Source organism: Vibrio sp. 10N.247.310.23, from assembly GCF_041467155.1.
In the GTDB taxonomy this organism is placed as follows: Bacteria; Pseudomonadota; Gammaproteobacteria; order Enterobacterales; family Vibrionaceae; genus Vibrio; species Vibrio crassostreae_C.
The window spans coordinates 169,288-187,759 of the sequence record NZ_JBFSTZ010000008.1 but is presented as its reverse complement, the minus strand read 5'-3'; the positions used below and the strand labels follow the sequence as shown (position 1 = coordinate 187,759).

Annotated in this window: 17 protein-coding genes and 1 pseudogene; 3 read left to right on the top strand and 15 right to left on the bottom strand. The window is 42.4% G+C overall.

The window, feature by feature from the left end; genetic code table 11:
• From AB6D93_RS08640 to AB6D93_RS08630, 3 genes and pseudogenes are all read right to left on the bottom strand, one after another.
• Positions 1–146: pseudogene (locus tag AB6D93_RS08640) on the bottom strand (IS5/IS1182 family transposase); the annotation flags it as partial.
• A 513-nt stretch (positions 147–659) separates the two neighbouring features.
• Positions 660–1,664, bottom strand: coding sequence for a metal-dependent hydrolase (locus tag AB6D93_RS08635; protein ID WP_102332147.1), 1,005 nt, complete (start codon positions 1,662–1,664; stop codon positions 660–662).
• Positions 1,665–1,891: 227 nt separating this feature from the next.
• A complete protein-coding gene (locus tag AB6D93_RS08630; RefSeq protein ID WP_054542162.1) occupies positions 1,892–2,701 on the bottom strand; it encodes a sulfite exporter TauE/SafE family protein in 810 nt (269 codons plus the stop codon).
• A gap of 343 nt (positions 2,702–3,044) precedes the next feature.
• Here AB6D93_RS08630 and AB6D93_RS08625 point away from each other — a divergent pair, with 343 nt between their 5' ends.
• Entirely contained in the window at positions 3,045–4,022 is a 978-nt protein-coding gene (locus AB6D93_RS08625) for a DUF1852 domain-containing protein (protein ID WP_102332146.1), read from the top strand.
• Positions 4,023–4,067: 45 nt separating this feature from the next.
• On the top strand, positions 4,068–5,096 hold the full coding sequence (locus AB6D93_RS08620) for a methionine synthase (RefSeq protein WP_050621147.1): 1,029 nt from the start codon (positions 4,068–4,070) through the stop codon (positions 5,094–5,096).
• A gap of 211 nt (positions 5,097–5,307) precedes the next feature.
• Here the strand turns inward: AB6D93_RS08620 and AB6D93_RS08615 are convergent, their stop codons facing one another.
• From AB6D93_RS08615 to AB6D93_RS08560, 12 genes are all read right to left on the bottom strand, one after another.
• The gene (locus AB6D93_RS08615) at positions 5,308–5,709 is read right to left on the bottom strand and encodes a hypothetical protein (RefSeq protein WP_102332145.1); all 402 of its coding nucleotides are present in this window, start codon (positions 5,707–5,709) and stop codon (positions 5,308–5,310) included.
• A complete protein-coding gene (locus tag AB6D93_RS08610) occupies positions 5,702–6,151 on the bottom strand; it encodes an N-acetyltransferase (RefSeq protein ID WP_102332144.1) in 450 nt (149 codons plus the stop codon). Before AB6D93_RS08610 ends, AB6D93_RS08615 begins: the two co-directional genes overlap by 8 nt.
• Before the next feature lie 69 nt (positions 6,152–6,220).
• The gene (locus AB6D93_RS08605) at positions 6,221–6,721 is read right to left on the bottom strand and encodes a hypothetical protein (protein ID WP_102332143.1); all 501 of its coding nucleotides are present in this window, start codon (positions 6,719–6,721) and stop codon (positions 6,221–6,223) included.
• Positions 6,722–6,782: 61 nt separating this feature from the next.
• On the bottom strand, positions 6,783–7,223 hold the full coding sequence (locus tag AB6D93_RS08600; RefSeq protein WP_102332142.1) for a hypothetical protein: 441 nt from the start codon (positions 7,221–7,223) through the stop codon (positions 6,783–6,785).
• 199 nt (positions 7,224–7,422) lie between these two features.
• On the bottom strand, positions 7,423–7,923 hold the full coding sequence (locus AB6D93_RS08595; RefSeq protein ID WP_017062405.1) for an opioid growth factor receptor-related protein: 501 nt from the start codon (positions 7,921–7,923) through the stop codon (positions 7,423–7,425).
• Positions 7,924–8,448: 525 nt separating this feature from the next.
• Entirely contained in the window at positions 8,449–8,922 is a 474-nt protein-coding gene (locus tag AB6D93_RS08590) for a response regulator (RefSeq protein ID WP_102332141.1), read from the bottom strand.
• A complete protein-coding gene (locus tag AB6D93_RS08585; protein ID WP_102332140.1) occupies positions 8,915–10,264 on the bottom strand; it encodes an ATP-binding protein in 1,350 nt (449 codons plus the stop codon). The genes AB6D93_RS08590 and AB6D93_RS08585 overlap by 8 nt, the downstream gene beginning before the upstream one ends.
• 6 nt (positions 10,265–10,270) lie before the next feature.
• Positions 10,271–11,689: a DASS family sodium-coupled anion symporter gene (locus AB6D93_RS08580; RefSeq protein ID WP_102332139.1), complete on the bottom strand. Its 1,419-nt coding sequence runs from the start codon at positions 11,687–11,689 to the stop codon at positions 10,271–10,273.
• A gap of 413 nt (positions 11,690–12,102) precedes the next feature.
• The gene (locus AB6D93_RS08575; RefSeq protein WP_102332138.1) at positions 12,103–12,993 is read right to left on the bottom strand and encodes a hypothetical protein; all 891 of its coding nucleotides are present in this window, start codon (positions 12,991–12,993) and stop codon (positions 12,103–12,105) included.
• Positions 12,994–13,094: 101 nt separating this feature from the next.
• Positions 13,095–13,883 carry a hypothetical protein gene (locus AB6D93_RS08570; RefSeq protein WP_102332137.1) on the bottom strand — a complete coding sequence of 263 codons (789 nt, stop codon included), beginning with the start codon at positions 13,881–13,883 and terminating at the stop codon, positions 13,095–13,097.
• Positions 13,884–14,030: 147 nt separating this feature from the next.
• Positions 14,031–14,921 carry a hypothetical protein gene (locus AB6D93_RS08565; protein WP_133154272.1) on the bottom strand — a complete coding sequence of 297 codons (891 nt, stop codon included), beginning with the start codon at positions 14,919–14,921 and terminating at the stop codon, positions 14,031–14,033.
• Between the two features lie 121 nt (positions 14,922–15,042).
• On the bottom strand, positions 15,043–16,005 hold the full coding sequence (locus AB6D93_RS08560) for a DUF4062 domain-containing protein (protein WP_102332134.1): 963 nt from the start codon (positions 16,003–16,005) through the stop codon (positions 15,043–15,045).
• A gap of 634 nt (positions 16,006–16,639) precedes the next feature.
• On the opposite strand from AB6D93_RS08560, the gene AB6D93_RS08555 reads away from it, so the two are divergent.
• Positions 16,640–18,463 (top strand): M4 family metallopeptidase, encoded by a 1,824-nt coding sequence (locus AB6D93_RS08555; RefSeq protein ID WP_102332133.1) that lies wholly within the window; start codon positions 16,640–16,642, stop codon positions 18,461–18,463.
• The last annotated feature ends 9 nt before the right edge of the window (positions 18,464–18,472 follow it).

The window sequence follows — 18,472 nt, the reverse complement described above, 5'->3', positions numbered from 1 at the left end:
AAGCCTCTCCCACGCTTACCATGATGAGTTTTGCATCGCCATGCATCTACGGCTGAATCATCTATCCAGAATGTAACCGAACCACGTTTACAAAGAGCCTTATTGTACTCCGTCCAGTTAGTTATCTTCTTGTTTGCTTTACCCATATCACCACCATTCCAATCGTTTCAAATGATCAGATCACAGGACTTGGAAAAGGTTCAACTAATTTAGGCAACAACGCCTACTTCAACTGTAAAGGTATTGAAGAGTTCATTCAAAAACGCTGACCCCTCGTGCACTCTCACCTCCCCCCGGTCACAGAGTAACCAACAATCAAATTGACTCTCATTCAGTCTCCGTAACCTTTAAAGATCTTGAATCGCTTCGATGAGCTTTTTGACTGGAGTATGGTCTGACTCTATCCTATTGTCCATACTATCTAAATATGCTGACTACCTAGAGTGAAGAAAGAAAATGTGTCGGGCCTTTTCCTAACCATTAGTTTATGTATTGTAAAAATAGATTGCCGATGTAGTTCACTCATCGAAGTGAACACACAATGGGGCATAAATGAGCTATAGCTTCCCCTAAATTAACAATTCAGAGATAACTAAACGTATGGAAAGTCGCTTAACGTAGCATCCAGTATTGACGGTGCAGATCAGTTTAAAACTAGCTCATTTATCGCCAGTGAGCATACCGAAGAAGATCTGTCTCGACTCTGGCGTGTTGTCTCTATGAGTTTCGTATTTTACATGCGCGTTTGCATCAACTGCTTTTGATAGCTTGATGCTCCATAGTGCTTTCATTTGATTTGGTACAATTGAATATCGGACATCGATAATACGCAGCTCGTCTGTTGGGTCCTGAGCGATATAACCATTTGAAAACCAGCGGAAACGTTCTATGTCTTTGGCTTGTTGAGAGTCCGGGTCAAGCCAAGGTAAATCCCTGCTAACATTCAGCTTCGCAATCGACTCTCCGGGATACGTGCTTACCGATGTGCCAACCCGCACTGCGTCTACATGGTAATGAGCCTCTGTTTCGTACACCACTTTCCAAACCAAGATATTCGCAAAGCTTGGTTTTGCCTCTAATCGAATCGGTGTGTGTTGCCTTTCTTGCGCTAATTGCCACCCAATCGCCTCTGCCCTGTCTCGCTGAATCATCCCTAATGTTGGATAAATTAGCGCCCAAGTAAACGCAACACGCGCTAGCCAAGGCGCTCGTTTTAACGTCGTAAACACAAGCAACACTAGAATGGGAAGCGTATAAACAGGATCGATGATTGATATGGTATTCCAAGAAAAACGCGCGTTGGTGAAAGGCCAAAGTAACTGTGTGCCATAGGTGGTACAAGCGTCTAACAGTGCATGAGTGCCATAACCCAGAGCACAAAACAGCCAACTTTGTTTGAAAGAAAGCCCACGTTTTTTTGCAATCAGGTGATGCAGAACCAAAGCGCAGATCAAACTGCCAATGGGAATAAAGAAGAGTGAATGGGTAAATTGTCGATGAAATTCCAAAGCCAACAAAGGGTCACTTTGAGACTTAATCAGTGCATCCAAATCTGGTGCTAACCCGGAGAGCAGCCCTAATACCCCAGCAACAACCAAATGTTGTTTTTTGCTGGCAGATTGTGACAAAGAAACGCCTAACACGCCCTGCGTTAAAGGATCCATAAATCACTCATTGATAGCATTCCGTTGAATCAAACAAAATACATTTAGCTATAGCGGTGAACTGTTCATAACTAAACGGTTTTATCAATATACTCATGTACATAGTTGTATAAGCATAGACCGATAAACAAAAAAAGAGCAGTTATGAAACTGCCCTTTTCTAATTATTGGTGGTTGATCAATTTATTCGTTTTTGTTCTGTATATTCACACTTGAACGATCTTTAATTAACGCGCCACCATGCTTGCCGCGATAACCACTAGCAGTACTGAGAAGATTTTCTTAATCGTTGGAACCGGTAAATGATTGGTGGCTTTTGCGCCTAAAGGAGCCGTAAACCAAGACGTGCACACAATACCCAGCAGCGCAGGCAGATAAACAAAGCCAGCAAAGCCGTCTGATAGAGCAAAGTGGCTGCTGCCTGAGCTGATGTAACCTATCGAGCCAAACAACGCGATCACAATGCCACAAGCTGAGGCACAACCTATGGCCTTTTTCATATCGACAGAGAAGAACGTTAATAGCGGAACCAGCAATGCACCGCCACCAATGCCTATCATGGCAGACAAGCCACCCGTAATGGTTGTCAGCACCGTTAGCACGCCCTTGTTTGGCAGTTTTCGTTCCTTAGGGGCATCATTTTTACTGCTTAAGAACATCTTGATCGCAATAAGAACCACACTTACAGCGAACACAATACGAACGACTTTTTCCGGCAACAGAGCCGCCATAAAGCCACTAACCAGTGCACCCAGAGCAACACCGAGCATGATCCAAGGCGCCAGATCCCAAGGCACGTTGCCATTCTTGTGGTGAGCAAGTGCAGAAGAAGTTGAGGTGAACAGTATCGATGCCAACGAAGTAGCGATGGCCGCAACAACCACTTGATCCGCAGGTAGAATCTCTAAGTGAAGTAAAATGCTGCTTAGCACCGGAACAATGATCAGCCCTCCGCCAATCCCCAAAAGCCCGGCAAGAAAACCAACACCACTGCCTAATAATGCACAGTATAAAATCAACAACAGCAATTCACTCATTTCATCCATCTCTTAATTAAATTAATCGTCTTAAATAACATACTATTAATGTGGTTATATTTCCATCAAGCTAATTAATATAACTGACACCGGCTTAAATATTCAAACAGAATAGATCATGAATATTCCTCATGTTGAATGTGAAGTAATACCATTGTTAATGGTGAACCTATCAACGTATAAAAACCTTAAGCGATTAACTTTATACGACATTAATTCTGCTAAGCATTAATGTCAGACAGCATAGCCTTCGATTCTTGATCCGGTCACAAGCAAAAAATAAAAGCCGTTTTAATACTAAAGACCGAGAGAATCAGAAAACAAATTGGGATACCAAATCAGCATGAATAAAGAATTTAATTTTACGATTAAGAGCATTAGCCTCGACGAAAACTACCAGCCTGCAGACAGCACGCGTATCACTACCAACTTTGCTAACCTGGCTCGCGGTGACAACCGTCAAGCGAACTTACGCAATGCACTACAAATGATCGATAACAGTTTCAACGCGTTAGCGCACTGGGATAACCCTAAGGGCGACCGCTACTCTGTTGAGCTTGAAATCATTTCTGTTGATATGGATATTGAAAGCAACGGCGAAGCATTCCCTTCAATTGAAGTGCTGAAAACCAATATTGTAGACCGTAAAACTAACGAGCGTATTGAAGGCATTATCGGAAATAACTTCTCTTCTTATGTTCGAGATTATGACTTTAGCGTACGTCTATTGGATCATAATAAAGGCCAAGATAAATTCAGCATTCCAGAAGATTTTGGTGACTTACACGGTAAGCTTTTTAAATATTTCGTTAACTCTGACGCTTACAAAAAGAACTTTAATAAACGACCTGTTATTTGCTTAAGCGTGTCAGATAATAAAACCTATTACCGCACTGAAAACCAACACCCAGTATTAGGTTTTGAATACCAACCGAATGAGTCTTCTTTAACTGAACAATATTTCAAAAAGATGGGCTTACAGGTTCGTTATTTCATGCCGCCTAACAGTGTTGCACCTTTGGCCTTCTATTTCTTTGGTGATCTGCTGAACGATTACTCTAACCTAGAGCTTATCAGCACCATCAGTACCATGGGTACGTTCCAGAAAATCTACCGACCTGAGATTTACAACGCGAACGCGGTTGCGGGTAACTGTTACCAACCAAACTTGAAAAACTTGGATCACTCGCTGACTCAAATCGTGTACGACCGTGAAGAACGAAGCCAGCTAGCTGTTGAACAAGGTAAATTCGCAGAAGAGAAGTTCATTAAGCCATACCAATCAGTTCTAGAGAACTGGTCGGCAAATTACGCACTTTAATCGTCTATTGCGCTCTCAAACCACCCAAGGATAGGCAGTATTATTATGAAAACACTATTACCGACTTCAACAGCGGGCAGCTTGCCGAAACCGTCTTGGCTTGCACAACCAGAGACGCTTTGGTCGCCATGGAAACTTCAAGGTGACGAACTCACAGACGGCAAACAAGATGCGCTGCGTGTCTCTCTGCACGAGCAACAGCAAGCAGGCATTGATATTGTGAGTGACGGCGAACAAACACGTCAGCACTTTGTAACGACCTTCATTGAACACTTGAATGGTGTTGATTTTGAAAAGCGTGAAACCGTTAAAATTCGCGACCGTTACGATGCCAGTGTGCCTACAGTGGTTGGCCCTGTTTCTCGCCAGAAATCCGTGTTTGTTGAAGATGCGAAGTTCTTACGTCAGCAAACCGACCAACCGATCAAATGGGCTCTGCCGGGGCCTATGACGATGATAGATACGCTTTACGATGCGCATTACCAAAGCCGTGAAAAACTGGCGTGGGAATTTGCGAAGATCCTCAACGAAGAAGCGAAAGAGTTAGAAGCTGCAGGCGTTGATATTATTCAGTTCGATGAACCTGCGTTTAACGTGTTTTTTGATGAAGTGAACGATTGGGGCATTGCTTGTTTGGAAAGAGCCATTGAAGGGCTTAAATGCGAAACAGCAGTGCATATTTGTTATGGCTACGGCATCAAAGCGAATACGGATTGGAAAAAGACACTAGGCACCGAGTGGCGTCAATACGAAGAAGTCTTCCCTAAGCTGCAGCAATCGAATATCGATATTATCTCTTTAGAGTGTCACAACTCTCATGTACCCCTTGAGCTACTTGAACTGGTGCGAGGCAAGAAAGTGATGGTTGGTGCGATTGATGTAGCTACCGATTCGATTGAAACACCGGAAGAAGTGGCTAGCACTCTTAGAGAAACACTTAAGTACGTTGATGCCGATAAGCTCTACCCTTGCACCAACTGTGGCATGGCTCCCCTGCCTCGCGAGATAGCCTCAGCGAAGCTTAATGCGCTCAGTGCTGGCGCAGAGATCGTTCGTAAAGAGCTTTCAGCGTAACGCTTTCCTAAAGAACAAAAACTATGCCTTTAAGCCTAAGTATCATATTGATGCTTAGGCTTTTTGTTATGTGAGTTAATGAGCTTTACGCGCTGCTTACCAGGTTTTATCTAGGTCTTGAGCATATAAAGAGATCGCTCGTTGGTACTCTTTAATCGCATCGCTATTCGTCGTGGAAACTAAAAGCTCAAGTAACAGCGATGTCGCTTCTTTATGGCGACCTAGTTCGACACGCTAACATACGGCTCCATTCTTCTTTGCTCATTGCGCCTTTAGAAAGGTAAATATTGTGTTTCTGCATTGCACCTTTCGTGTATGAAAGCTTGATGAATGAGCCAATTTCAAACGGAAGAAAGCTACGCTGTAAAGTCACATCACAAGCAACGCCATTTAAACGTACATGACCGTTCGTGATTTCAAACGAGCTATCGCGAAGCTTCCACCACAACATTAGAATTTTTATTAATGGAGGAACATAAATTATCAGCCCTATGGTTAGCAGCGATGAACGATCACCGTCTGATATCCAATAGACAAGACCTAGTGCAATAACAATAAACAGTAACTCTGAAAATAAGTACTTAACAAAATTTAGTCGGATACGGTTATCCATGACACCCTCTCAATGATGGGCCTAAAAGCAGCTCCATTTCAACGAGCCCTTTCACTTCAGACAACTGAGTAAAACCTTTCGATTGATAAAGCTTAATCGCGGGGTTCTCACTGAACACGCGCAACATTAACTGAGCCGATGCTTGATTGTTCGCATGATCAATAGCTAAATCGAGACACTTAGAGCCAAAACCTCGACCTTGATAGTCAGCTAATATCTGCAAGTCCCTAAGAAACGTTGTACCACCGGCGTAACTGGAGCGGATAACACCAATACGGCTATCTCCCACATAAATTTCATAGTTATCCAGCTCATCCCAGCTGCGTAAAAACTGACTATGACCCCAAGCGATTCCACGAGCTTGGTAGTAACTCGCCATATTCGTTTTAGTGATCGATTCAGCGAACATAGGATCTGAACCTTTGACCAACCTTACTTCCATATTGTGTCCTTTGTTTTCAAATCACATCTGAATACGGCATAGAAAAGTGCCACATATATTGAATCATTTTTAGGTACATTCTGGTTTCACTTCCTCCCATTGTGTATCCCATTCTTCGCCTAACAAATTAGAAAGTTTTTCACAGTCGTATAGATAGCGAAGACTATCTTTACAGTACGAAGTAAGTATTTCAGTTAGCTGAGCAGACGCTTTCTCGTTGTCTTTGAGTTTTCCGTACATCATCAAACCAGTCCTAAAGGTGTCTTGATCGAGGTCAGACGCTTGCTTCGATAACATCCCAAAGGAAATAGCGTTAATAGACAGGGTTAATGCAATCGCATCGCCTTCATCTCCCTCTAATTCACAAGCACTATAACGAGCTAACAAGTTCGATGTTTTAATTAATGGGGCAAGGTCTTTTGTATTGGCATGTTTATAGGTTTCAAAACCTTGCCGCACCGCAGCTTTATGACTGTCTTTAATGCTCACAACATAGTCGGTCAAAACATGTAAGCTCGCATATGCGCCTAGCCCGAAAGCCACAATGAACACGGCGATTAATCTGATCACTTATCTCTCCTAAAAGAACCTTGTGCTGGTTAATTTTAAACGGCGTCTTGTAGTAACAACCCTACTTGCCATCGACCTTTTCTATAAACCAACTCCCTTGGCTCGGGCCATTGGTTAAGTGCCATCGGCCGTCAAATCTACTGCTACTGCCATTTGCGGAAAAACGATAATCCCATTGGCGATGTTTAGCATATAAACGTAAGTCGCCGCTTTCCGTCACCCAGCCCTCTAACGGTGTTCCATTGTAGGTAAGCCTTAGGGTAACTTTACCCTCACGAATAGTTCCGTTGATGGTTGTGCGTTCACACATATTATTGCCAGTGGTGTTAATGCGACGGCCTAGCCACTCACCGTCGAAATCGGTAGAAGGAACAAATTGGGGAATATCAGGAAGTTTAGGAAACGACTCGGAATTACTGGACCCGAACCAACGAAGCTCACGACCAACAAGGAAGAAGACAACAAAGCCGATTGATATCGCTATCACAAATCCCTTTTTCATTAGCCTCTTCCTAATCCGCTGACCTTAAGAAAAGAACCCTAACATAATGAAAAGTAATAACTTACCATCAGTTTAATTAACTTTGATATATTCCACAAATTGCATTCAAATGTTGAATATAGAGAAAGCGGCATCGTACAAAATACCGCGCATTGAGAATCAATTATGAGCAGTGCCGGAAGCTCTGCACAGAAAAACCCTAACCTTCCAAGGCATTGCGCCAATACTGAACGGTTTTATCCGACACCAACCCTGTCTCGGTCGCCGCTGATACTAAAAAGTCACATAACCGAGCCGCAACCTCTTCATTACCCAACAAGTACAAACTGCGAATGGCTCGCGTTAACCTTAGCTGGTTATGGTCATGATTCTTTAACCATACGTGATTAGCCGGGCTAAGTGGTAACGATGAAGATATTTCACTCCCGTTTCGCTGCATACCCCAAAACTCAAGCATCAGGTCAAGCACTTGTAGATGAGCTGTGCGGAGCGCTTCTGAATTAGCAAAAAGCACCTTATCTTCTTGAGTAACCAACGGGGCATGTTGATTAAACTTAGTCCCCTCATCTATTGGGAAGAACACTTGAATGTACTTATGGTCATGCTCCAACCAAAAATGATTGTAAGCCAATAACTGTTCTATATTTCGACCAAATTTGTCCGGCGCTTCACCAGATATAAAGCGAGCAATCTCACTCATTTTAAAATCCTACTGACTATAAACCCCCACTTGTGGGCGAATGCATTATTACGCAGTAAGCCGTGAAAAGCCTAGTCCTTTACGTTGTAAGTACCGATTTGGCTTAGAACTCCACGTCCCACGCGTTAGGAATCACTTTTGAATAATTTCGACTTACTTTTCTAACAAACGACACGGGAACTCTGCGACACATTTTAGTTCTGCTGCATGTTCAGGGAATAGTTCGTGAAGAAAGCACAATGCATCCGCTGGCGTTACCTGGAGGCAGGCGCGGCACTAATGTGGTGTATAAAGACTATGTATTAACTTCAATTTTGGTTGGCGTAGCGTATGAGTTTTAGACTTAAGCCAGCAACCAGTGTGTTAATAACTGAGTACTAAACCTGAATTACTAAAAGAGATAGGTAAAATATGCACCGAAAGATTACGTCTTTCACAGACAAGATCCTTCAGAAAGCGTCCTTCGGTGCATATGATTTCAAACAACTGACATAGATGACTAGCGTAAGTCGCTAACATAAGAGACTAACGTAAGCGTCTCAACACAACCTGCTGGTCGAGCTCATTCTGATAGTCCGTGTAATCAAGCCCTTGATCAAATATGTACTCAGTGACAAGAGTGCGAATGCATTCAACTAATGTGCTTGCTTGCCAAGGCTTTTCAAAGTAACGGTCGATGCCTGCTGCATTAATCGCATTGATGGTATCAGTATGAGTGGCCTGCCCCGTAAGAAGAATTTTCTTTGTATTCGGAAAGCGGCTGTCATGGAACACTTCAGTGAGTAACTCCACACCCGTTTTCCCTGGCATCACATGATCAGACACGATGACGGTAATGTGTTCGCCTTCTGCGTCAAGTTCATCAATGAGATCAAGCACTTCTTGCGCTGATTCACAATCTTCAATATTCAGCCAACTCGCCAGCGGCTCTAAATCTTGTACCACTGCGCTCAGTACTTCTCTCTGGTCATCGACACAGATTAAATTAAGCTTATCCATGTTCACCCTCTACTGGTAACTTGATTCTAAATACAGTTTTAGAAGCATCACTTTTCACAATGATACTTCCGCCATAACCCGCCACAATCCGCTTAACGATTGATAAACCCAAGCCCAATCCAAACGATAAACCACCTTTTTTAGTGGTGAAGTTGGGCTGAAATACCTTTCTACGAGTCACCTCGTCTATCTCAGGGCCGTTATTCGTGATCGTAACTAATATTCTTTTCTTACTTAATCTGGTTTGAATTTCTATTGCGGCATCGTCTGAATTCGACATTGCATCACAAGCATTCTTTACAATGTTGACCCAAATCTGAACGAGCTCTGTTTTCGAGCCTTTAAAAGTCGGCAAATCTGCTGGGCTCAATCGCACAGACACTCTACGTAACTCACTTTGTAACAACGATAAGGCATGGTTAATGGAGTCGTTAATATCAACCGCTTCTTCGGTGTCAATATCAACTCTGCCAAGTTGTTTAACCGATTTTACGATGCCGACGGTGTGTCTAGATGCCAAACGTAAATCATGTAAATCACAACCCATCTGCCAAAAGCGAATCGCTTCTTCTGGGTTTTTCAGCCAATGTTTTGAAATAACGTCTGTTGCATATGAAGCGTCAATTGGAATCGCCTTTGCAAGAGAGCGAGCAATGTTCTTGTCTAAACCATATTTTCTTTCAAATTGTCGCCCACGTGTTCGCGCTTCTGACGACGACGTTTTCTGACCATGCATTAACCCAAAATCGAAAAATTGACTGGCTTCTGGATGCACTTCTTCAAGCAGATCCATGATGACCGTTTCAAGTCGACCAGATTTACTATTTACTACACCAATAGCGTTGTTAAGTTCATGAGCAATCCCTGCAGCTAATTGACCCAAGGTCGTCATTTGCTCAGCAGTATGTAATTTCTCTAGCGCTTTTTGTTTCGCTATCGCTTCTTGTGTTGCGCGGCGTTGACGACGCGACAACTCATTGACAATCACAGGTGTGAACTGTGCGGTAAGAGGGCCAAATTTACGTTCATCTTCTGCCGGCGTGTCTTTATCGATCCACGCTAACTCAACATCGGTTTTAGCAACAACCGTTGAAGATGCTGTCCAATTACCTGAAAAGAAGCTATGAACGCCTATAAAAGCCCCACTACCCGCGCTAAATACTCGCACTTGCGGTGTATTCGCATCGGTATAAAACCCTTCCAGTTCTCCACTAAACACATAATATAAACGAGTGTTTAACGCTGATTGTTCAATAATGGTGTTACCGGCACAGCACGTCACCCGACGTTCTGTTTGGTTAAAATAGCGCTCGATCAGTGCTTCTAGCTTTTGTTGATACACGTATCGTTATCCTATGTGACCAATTGAATGTAGCACCCACACCATAACAAAACTCAGTAGCACACCAACCACACCCAAAATAATACCGATTCTGGCCATTTGATTACTTTGCACATGACCAGTGGCATGAGCCAACGCATTCGGTGGCGTACTGATTGGCAGCGACATACCTAATGAAGCGGCAAAAGTCACAACCAAAATTAACGTTAGCTCACCGCCTAGTGGCGTGAGTGAAGCCATAGACGAACCTAATGCCGCCATAATTGGCATTAACAAGTTAGCCGTTGCGGTATGAGACATAAAGTTTGCCATTACCAAACACAAGAACGCCGCTCCGAACAACACCACATAGGGTGAGTAGCTATCAAACGGAATACTGTGTACCACGAGCTTTGCTAAGCCAGTTTTATCGAGCGCTAAACCAAGCGCAATACCACCTGATACAAGCCACAATACGTCCCAAGAAATTTTCTTCAGGTCTTCTTTATTGATGATCCCTGTGAGTGAGAACACAGCGACAGGAATCAGAGCGACGGTGTAAGAGTTCATGCCATGGCTTGAACCCATTAACCAAAGAATGATGGTCAGCGCAAAAGTGACGTACACCGCAATGGCTTTAGGCGTTTTAAGGAATTTACCTTTGATGCTTAGCTCGATTTTCTTTTGGTCAGCTTTGTACATAAAGCCTATTAAAAACCACGCTAACGCCATCATAATCACAACAAACGGCACACCAAATGCCATCCATTCACCGAACGTAATGAGGTTATCGCCAACTAAATATTTAAGTGCGATAGCGTTCGGAGGGGTACCGATCGGAGTACCAATGCCACCGATGTTAGCGGCAACCGGGATACAAAGCGCAAACGCTACACGACCGGGGTCTTTCGGACCAAACACAGCCAGTACCGGCGTTAAAATAGAGAGCATCATTGCCGTTGTTGCCGTGTTAGACATAAACATCGAAAAGATACCAGTGATCAACATTAAGCCGAGCATCACAAACTTTGGGTCTTGTCCAAATGGCTTCAACAACACGCGAGCTAAGTTTACGTCTAATCGATATTTAGTGGCGGCCATTGCTAAGAAGAAACCACCCAAAAACAGCATGATGATTGGGCTAGCGAATGTCGCCATGATATCGCTGTATTTTAACAGCTCACCAAAATGTTCTTCCCCATGCTCAAACCTTAAAAAGATCAGCCCTTTATCCGACAACATCAATAATTGCAGAACGATAATAACAACAGACGTCGCGTAAATAGGGATAGGCTCGAACACCCAGCACAATGCCGCTAACAAAAAGATCGCAATAACGCGTTGTTGAATAATCGTAAGGCCTTCAAATGGAAACGCTGATAGCGGCATTACAAGGATAATGAAAGGAATTAAAATAGGGATAATGTATTTAATATAGGGGCGCATAGCACAAAAACTCTTCCTGAGATAACAACTACTTAGAAATTAGATTTAAAGTTCTAATTTAGTCCGACAACGAATTATCGACCTCTTATCACTATCTCACTATCGGCTAGATCAATGATTATGTGATCACGATATCCCCTTTTTCGATTCTGTGCGCTACCTCTACGTTTGTATGTGATTTACTGTTGCAATTAAATTCCGAGAAACAAAAGGCAAACGTTCGCCTTTGCGTGGGAGACCCGTAATATGTGAGCCATATTTGACACCGGACTGGTTTTCAGAAGTAAAGAGCACAGCTGCATTATCGAGTAGCTCTTTTTTTCAATTTGAGATCTGATTCGCGTGTAAGTTGTACTTCTGCGCTAACTAGACTGATAACGTTGCATAAGTTAAATGCAACGTCCTAATTAAACTCACTTTTCTAACAGACGACACTGATACTCGGCAATGTGCTTTAGCTCCGATGTATGTGCAGGAAATCGTTCGTGAAGAAAGCACAATGCATCCGCTAGCGTTATCTGGTGTAGATTCGACGTATACCCAAAAACCAATCGGTGGACATTGTCATAGAGCTCATCTGAATTACCTGAGCTTTGACACTGCGCCAAGATAGCTTGATCAATCTCATCGTCAGGATCTTCCAAGGGGCTATTGGCCTGTCGATAGAGATTAAAAAGCATTGCGTCATATTGCTCTTTCGACAGCTCTTCCTTGCAACGCATTATCCATGTAAGCGTAATTAGGTTGTGCCCAAAGAAACCAAACTGCTTTAAGCATGCTTGTAATACGCTATTGAGCTCTACGACTTCACTTGTGGCAGGGCTTCGGTCGCCGTCAGAACGGGTCGATGTGACAAATTCAGTGAAGCGGTTAAGGAAAACTGGAACTCGAGACGGCTCTAGCTCACGATAAAGACGGTTCAGCGCCAATAAGATAGTCACATTGTGGGAAAGATATTCACTGGTTTGAGAAGCCTGCGAAACGTAATGCGAGAAGATATCTTGAAAGCCCTTATTCTCATGCCACTGCATCAAAGCAGCATACGACGCTGGGTATACCCCATTATCCAATATCCTTTGAATACGAAAATCCGTAAACTTCGGCGCTTGTAGCGTTGCAGAGTACTCACCTAAAACTTCAACCTCAGTTTGGTCTATCAACTCACTCGTTTTAAGCCAAACATTGTCGGTTGTGCCGAAATAATCATTAAGGTGATTCGAAGCCAAATAGGCTTTTAAAGAATGAGGTTGATGGATGCTGGCACTGCTATAAAGTGCCTTTTCCAATAGTTGGTCGCTTGTCATGTTTCCTCCTTGAAACGTGCCCTTTGACTCTATGATGAGAAATGGAGCCAAGTGCGATGAAAACACAGCCCAAAATCAGTCATTGACGCCATAGTCGTTTGTTAGCTCTTAAGTGCAAAGGCTCTATCACCCATTATATGTACTTTGGTGCGTTTTATTTTAACAGGCGCATCTAGAACAGACTGTAAAGTACTTATTTGCGTTATATCAGACAAGTCACCAACATGAAGCTCTAATGCTCCCCTTTTGTTGAGTGCCTTATCTTCAGCACCAATCGCTAACCTATATTCTGTTTGCCAATCAAAACGATGATCTTTGCTGTAAACACCTAAAGGACCTGAGTAACCATAAAGTGGTTTGTAAGTAACTCTCCCCAAGCCTTTGTGCAGAAACTCAGGTTTAAATATACCTTTCCGACTTCTTAAGGCTTTAACGTAGCGTTTAGCAAATTCAACAGGGTTTGTAATTATCAGTATATGATCACCAAACTCTTTAAACCGCTCATCAAAAACAATCCCCTCGTCCGTTTCGCCTGTCACCTTTCCATTTTCATTGTCTGCAACACACCCCATAGAAAAAATAAATACGTTCTTAGTGTTGTCATATTTAATACTAGCGACTGCTTTTTTGCCTAAATCAAACTGTTTTCCATCAATCTCAAGGACGAGTTTATTTTTTTGGATAGCTCTAGCCATACCATGAACATTCTCATGCGGATCAGCCCGAGTATCCATACCACTACTCTCATCCTTAAGTGAAGCAAAATAATCAAGACTATTCATATAGATTAGTCCTTTTTGCATCTGTTTCAGCCGCTCTTTGGAAGACACTTTAAACAGTGTCCATATTTTTTGAGAAGGAGCATCGTCATCAAGAAGATTACTAAACATATTCCACCTCACTTTGGATGTCGTAAGAGCGAACGCCCTGTTAAGATGTGAGCAACGCAATGCCGAAGCTCCCGCATACCACCTTAAACAATAAACTCAACGCATAGCAAAAATGCCAAGCGTTGCGAATCACTCTTAAACAGATTGTTATGCGTATGATCGACTTTTCGATCTAACTTTAGATAGGTATTGCGAGAACTCACTTACACCTTCGAAGCCATGTCGATGATAAAATGGTTCAACTGATAAATGTAGTCGGTCTTCTACTAGCAACACACACAAACCATTAAACACAGAAATAACGCCCCTTCGTGCTCGACGTGTATTTAACCCACCACTTTCCATAACCACAATAGTGTCTCGAATAGAGTTATGAAGTTTAGCTATAAAGATAGAGGTGTCAAAATCCCAATAATTATCAATTAACCTAAGTTCACCTACTAATAACTCCAACCGTTTAGCTGAAACTAATATATTTTCGTCCAGCTTTAAGTAACTCGTAGAGAATATTGGATGCAGTTCATCAATGTAAAGCTCGTCTAAATGGAACTCTAGTGGAGAACCTTCGCCATTAAACAAGCCAAGTTCATGGTATAACCTTTCAAGATGTAGATACAAAGGTCGAATCAAGGTTAGCGCAATCGCTTCGCTCTTTTTACTGGCGAGATAACCAGGAAGGTAAGAATCAAACAACCAAACAAAACAACCTGCAAACAAACCTGTCGCTATGGACATAGTTATTTCAGAGTAACCAACACTTTTAAGGAATAACGATGCAATAAACGTGTTAGATAACCCAGAAGCTAGGGGAAAGCTAGACTCTTTAACCATCAATAACATCGCCACAACGACAACTAGCCCCATGAACCTTGGTAAGTTCGTCGTAAGCACATTAAGCAAGTCGCGATAGGAATTAATTATTCTGGCATTGATTCTTTTCCGTATAGGCACTCCATAACGTATACGTGTACTACCATCTTTTAGGGTTTTCACTGAAACCTCTTCACGCCAAGGTTTCAACCGTCTTCTTATAGTCATATATCTCCATTGTGATAATACGCATAACGCTAAGCTGTGAGTGAAAGTGTGCCAAAATTAGAGCGAAGCGAAAATGGCACGCGTTTATGAATCAGACTTAAGCGCCTTGTTAGCAGTATGATTATTTGGAAATCAATTTTTTCTTTTCAATATATGCTAAGAAATCTTGCCCTTTTCTTGTCATTGAAAAACGTCGCCATCTTACACTAGCAACTTTTTCATTTTGAACAAGTCCATGGATTTGAAGTTTAGGACAAACATTTTGATATAAAAACCGCCTAGATTCATCTTGACCAGTTTGGTTGGTTATACCTGTAACCATTACCTCCTGAAGCGACGTAAACAGATTATATAGGTCATTAGTTGCATCATCTTTGCCATCCGCTAAATTGGGTGGAATTTTTATTTCTGTATTCTGTAATAACTCCGTAAGTTCATTGAACTCTTCAGCAGATGATACCTTAGGGTTATTAGTTAATTTTTTATTCAAGCTAGAATTTTCTTTAGTAAGCTCGACGATTTCAGCATTAAGTTTAGCTATTTCATCAACTAACCCTTTGGTATCTGGTACTTCATTACCACTAACCCAACCAGAAAGTTCTCGCGTGGCAGCTATCTCAGGAAGGCTCTCCATTACACATAATCTAATATCCTTCAGGTCTTCAAAAAACGCTGACATATTATCTAGAACTTTTTGTTTAAATAACTTAAGTTCAGCTGGGCGCTCTGTTTCAAGTACAGATGTACCGTACTCTTTGACTTTAAGCTCTAATGCATCCTCGTTAATTACGACAGCAAATAATGGTTTTCCTATTTCTAGAGCATAATTGTATTCTAGCTCCGTATAACTGACCCCTGATTCAGCTTCAACACTACCGTACCTTCCACCCAAAATGAGCATATATACATCTGATTCATCAATCCATCGCTTAATAATATCCCATTGGCTCTTATCGCCAGCGGTAAACAGTTCCATACCTGCGGGTATATGTCCTGATTTCAGAATGGCACTAACTGCCGCTTGCCTTTCTTGAATTAAATCAACATATGTTGATGAAACAAACACTTGTAATCTTTTCTTCATTATTTTTCCAACCTGACGAATCTACTAAATACTGCTAACAGCTATTAGACAGAGAAATTCTGTACTTAAATACAGAATTTTTCTGTCTAGTTTCTTATGTAGCCTATCTTAATCGACTGACTCTTTTCACAACAATGACTTGTGCTTACTAATTTGTGATTGAACAAGAAAATTTAGAAATTTTCTACCTAACAGGACTAAATGTAGAAAAGTTGAGAACTGTGCTTAGTAGTATTGTTAAAACAAGTTTGCTATTGATAATAAAGACAATATTTCCACTTCAAAAAATCCAGTTATTTACTCATTTGTAATTAAGATAAAAACTGAAAAATATCGAAATTAACTTAGAGAAATTCATTCTATAAATTAAAACAAAGCGGGTTTTAATAACTCTCGCCCCTTCATACGTTTACGATAAATAATAAAATCAAATTTTATAAAAACAATTTGATCAATAGGGATTTTTGTAAACTTTGAATTACATACTCTAAAATTTAATCTCTAATAAAAACTTGTCATAAGCCGAAATGCTCTTCCAATCTTGATTCGCAACACATGGCATTAGCGTGTTGCATATAGACTTCCTATAAAGCCGTTGGGAAGAAGGAGTTTATATTAAAATCAGGAACGAATAATGAACCAACAACGTCAACTAAGCTGGAAAATAGCAGCTATTCTAGGTACCTCTTTTGGCTTTAATGCACACGCTGCAGAAATGGTCAGAGTCGATAATGATGCATTACTACAACAAAGCCTCGTCGCGCAGTCGAAGAGTGTTGTCCCACTAGAATTAGGTTTTTCTGAGGTAAAACGGGTGGTACTGCCCAATGGAAAAACGAAAGTCCGCTATCAACAAACTCACTTAGGTTTACCCGTCTTTGATACTTCGGTTGTCGCTACCCTTTCCAAAAACCAACCCACTCAAGTGTTTGGCTCGATGGCACAAGGCATCAGTGGAGACTTATCCAGCATCGCGCCAAAGCTGAATCAGGAACAAGCGATTGAAGCCGCACTGTCTGCTCATCGCACGTTTACCGTCGGCAAAAAGTCGATTGAAAATAAAAATGCGAAACTGATGGTGAGACTGGACGAGAACCAAGTCGCCCAAGTGGTGTATCTGGTCGATTTCTTTATCGCGTCCTCAATGCCAGAGCGCCCTTTCTACTTTATTGATGCCACAACTGGCGATGTGCTCCAAAAATGGAATGGACTAAACCACGCTAAAGCATTAGGTACTGGCCCAGGTGGCAACCTCAAAACCACTCGATATGAATATGGCAGTGACTTCCCCAGCTTTCCCATCGACAAAACAGGCACAACTTGTACGTTAGAAAATGAATCAGTTAAGACAGTCGATTTGAGAAACGGAACATCAGGCAGCGCAGCCTACAGCTATAACTGCGCCGACGGAACCAACTACACCGACCATAAGTACATTAACGGGGCTTACTCGCCTCTTAACGATGCACACTACTTTGGTAATGTCGTATTTGATATGTACAAAGAGTGGATGAACACCTCGCCTTTAACTTTCCAGCTGACCATGCGTGTTCACTACAGCTCGAATTACGAGAATGCGTTTTGGAATGGTTCATCAATGACCTTTGGCGATGGTGGCAGCACCTTCTATCCATTGGTCGATATTAACGTGAGTGCTCACGAAGTCAGCCACGGCTTCACAGAGCAGAACTCGGGGCTTGTTTACAGAAATATGTCGGGCGGTATGAATGAAGCCTTCTCCGATATTGCGGGCGAAGCGGCTGAATACTACTTGCGTGGCAATGTGGATTGGGTGGTCGGTAGCGATATATTCAAGTCTGAAGGTGGCTTGCGTTACTTTGATCAACCTTCAAAAGATGGCCGCTCGATTGATCATGCCTCTCAATACTACGATGGTTTGAACGTTCACTTATCTAGCGGTGTTTATAACCGCGCCTTTTATCTTTTAGCGAACAAATCGGGTTGGAATGTACGTAAGGGCTTTGAAATATTCACGGTTGCCAACCAGTTGTATTGGACGGCAAACAGTACCTTTGACGCAGGAGCTTGTGGCGTAGCGAAAGCCGCAGCAGACATGGGCTATGTGGTTGCCGATGTTGAAGATGCTTTCAATACCGTAGGCGTTAATGCAAGTTGTGGTGTCACGCCTCCAACTGGCAATGTATTAACGAAAGGCACACCGATTTCGAACCTAAGCGGAAACCAATCATCAGAGAGCTTCTACACGTTCACCGTGGATTCGGCATCAAACGTGACGGTTTCAATGTCTGGCGGTTCAGGCGATGCGGACCTTTACGTGAAGTCCGGCAGTAAGCCAACGACATCGAGTTACGATTGTCGCCCTTATCGTGCTGGAAACAACGAGCAGTGCAGTGTGAGCGTGCAACCGGGTGTCACCTATCATGTGTTACTGCGCGGATACTCGAACTACTCAGGTCTAACATTGCGTTTAGATTGAGTTAGAGCA